At 62.2% G+C, this 2,407-nt stretch carries 3 protein-coding genes; all 3 read right to left on the bottom strand.

What is annotated here, in order from left to right; genetic code table 11:
- A partial coding sequence (locus A3764_RS09020; protein ID WP_067951506.1) for a maleate cis-trans isomerase family protein occupies positions 1-580 on the bottom strand: 580 nt, incomplete at its 3' end.
- Between the two features lie 311 nt (positions 581-891).
- Positions 892-1,635 carry a SorU family sulfite dehydrogenase c-type cytochrome subunit gene (gene sorU, locus A3764_RS09015; RefSeq protein ID WP_067926930.1) on the bottom strand — a complete coding sequence of 248 codons (744 nt, stop codon included), beginning with the start codon at positions 1,633-1,635 and terminating at the stop codon, positions 892-894.
- Between the two features lie 58 nt (positions 1,636-1,693).
- A partial coding sequence (locus tag A3764_RS09010; RefSeq protein WP_150122118.1) for a molybdopterin-dependent oxidoreductase occupies positions 1,694-2,407 on the bottom strand: 714 nt, incomplete at its 5' end.

Below are 2,407 nucleotides of genomic sequence, written 5' to 3'. Positions count from 1 at the left end.
CGTCGAAGTTGGTGCAGAAAACGGTGATGGCGTCGGGCGTTTTGGCCGCCACCTCCCGGATCATTTGGGCGATCGTGTCCTCGTCATACTGGGCGAAGGTGAAATTGCCGGGGTCTTCGAGGTGGCGTTCATGCACGCAGTCAAAGCCCACTTTGGCAAAATTCGTGATGATCGCGTTCTGCACCTCTTCGAGGTAGGGCGTCGCCAGGGCGTAACGGCTTGCCCCCATGGCGCGGAAGGCATCGAGCGTTGCGAGCGTCGATGTCGTGGCCGGAACGCCCGTTCTTTCCGTGATCGCGTGGCACAATGCGCGGTCGTTTTCCACGCCCAGCCAGCCCCCGGAAGTCCCGCCCCAGGCGATGACATCGCATTTGGCATCCGCGAGCAGATCGGCAGCGGCCAGTTGCGGTTCAAAGGAGAACTGACCCAAGGCGTCGTCGCTCATGGCGATACGGACGACCCGGAAACGCCCGAAATGCGCGGTCACCTGCGGAAGCTCGGCCAGCAGCTCGGCGACACGCGGCTCCATCACCGTGTTCGATGAAGGGGTGAGCAGGCCGATACGGACGCGGGTTTGCATGGGGCTCTCCTGAGTTTGCCTCAGAGAGACTGTGCAGATATATAAAAAATTACAAATAAAAAATTAAATAGTTTGTAAGATGTTAAATTAAAACGATTTAGTAAATTTGAAATCGAGGGATTTGGTGGCCGACGCGCGAATCGCTATGTGGCTGCCATCGGCGTCACCTATCTGACGCGATGGAAGGGGACCGCAAAAAGGGTCGATCTGATCAAAAGCTATCTGAAGTGCGAGGCCAGCAAAAAACCCCGAAAGTGTCATAAGGACACTTCCGGGGGGCGAGCCTGTCGGCGCGGTTCGTTCCGGCGGGATCAGTCGGCTGCCGCGTCTTTTGCCAGACTGTCGAGGTAGGCGATCACATCGGCCTGATCTTCTTCCTTGCGCAGTCCGCCGAACCCCATCTTGGTGCCCTTCACCTCCTTGCGTGGATTGGCAAGGAAAGCCGCAAGACGGTCCGGCGTCCAGTCGCCGCCATATTCGATCAGCGCATCCGAGTAGCCGAAGCCCTCGACAGAGGCGACGGGCGCGCCCACGATACCGTAGAGGTTCGGGCCGACCCGGTTTGGCCCGCCCTCATCGACGGTGTGGCACGCCTTGCACTTGCGAAAGACCTTTTCCCCCGCCTCCGGCTCACCGGCGGCCAGAATGTCCGCGCCCGGCATTTCCGTATCCATATCGGCGGAGGCCGCTTCGGTCGTGCCCTCCGATTCGGGTTGCGACGCGGTATCGGCGCCGCCGGTCACCTGCGCCACGTATTGCGCGACGGTTTCGATCTGCTCTTTGGAGAGGGTTTCCGCAAAGGCTGGCATCACTCCGATGCCACTGGTCACAGCGGCCCGGACCTGATCGACTGTCGGTTTGAATTCGTCGAGGTTGGGGCCGATTTCGGCCTCCGATCCCGCATCCTTGAGCGCGTGACAAACGGCGCAGGCGGGCAGCGCGGTTTCGGTGAAAATCTCGCGCCCCGCATCGAGGTCGGCCCCGGCGCTCGCCGCGCCTGCCATAAGGGCGAGGAAAACTGCGCCGCCAAAGGCTGGCGTCGTTCGCGTGGTCATAAGTATATCTCCGGTTTGTGAGGGATCCGGCGGCACCCCGTGCCGCCGGTCATTCAGATCAGCTGACGGTCACATCGACGGCATGGACGCGCCAGCCGTTGTTGCCGTAACCCCGCTCATTGGGGGGGAAGGTCTCGGGCTGGCTCAGCCCGTCCTTCGCCGTGGCGCGGCTGGCCAGCGTATGCGTGCCCTCGGCCAGATCGGTGATCATCACGAAGGGCCGCCATGCATAGGGGCCGAGGTCGGGACCGAGAAACTGCGCCTCGGCCCAGCTTTGCCCGCCGTCGATCGATACTTCGACCTTTTCCAAGTCGCTGACCCCGCCCATGGCGACACCGTGGATCTGGACCTTTCCGGTCGCGGCATCCATCAGCGGCCCGGTGATCCAGGACTTCACGCTCATCTCATACATCGAAGGCTGGGACGGATCGCCCTTCACGCCCACGGGGCGCACGCGATAGCTGGTCTGCTGGATTTTGTTGGGGGATTCACCTTCGGTCAGGGCCAACCGCTTGAGGTATTTGACGTTGTTGACGCCGTAATAGCCCGGGATCACCAGCCGCAACGGTCCGCCATGGGCCAGCGGCAGGGGTTCTCCGTTCATCTCCCACGCGAGGATCGCGTGATCCATCGCGGCCATGGGCACCGAACGTTCGACCTGGATCGTCTCTTTCGGGACGCCCTCGGGGATTTCTTCGCCCCCCGTGCCGGTGAGGAAGTTCGCCCCCTCGGCGGCCCCGCCCATCGCGTCGATCACCGCGCGCACTGGTAC

This window comes from Sulfitobacter sp. HI0129, from assembly GCF_001635395.1.
Lineage (GTDB): Bacteria > Pseudomonadota > Alphaproteobacteria > Rhodobacterales > Rhodobacteraceae > Sulfitobacter.
This window is presented reverse-complemented; position numbering and strand designations above follow the sequence as displayed.

Excerpts from the sequence above, each read along its gene's own strand:
- sorU (WP_067926930.1), bottom strand. The coding sequence starts at position 1,635 with ATGACCACGCGAACGACGCCAGCCTTTGGCGGCGCAGTTTTCCTCGCC.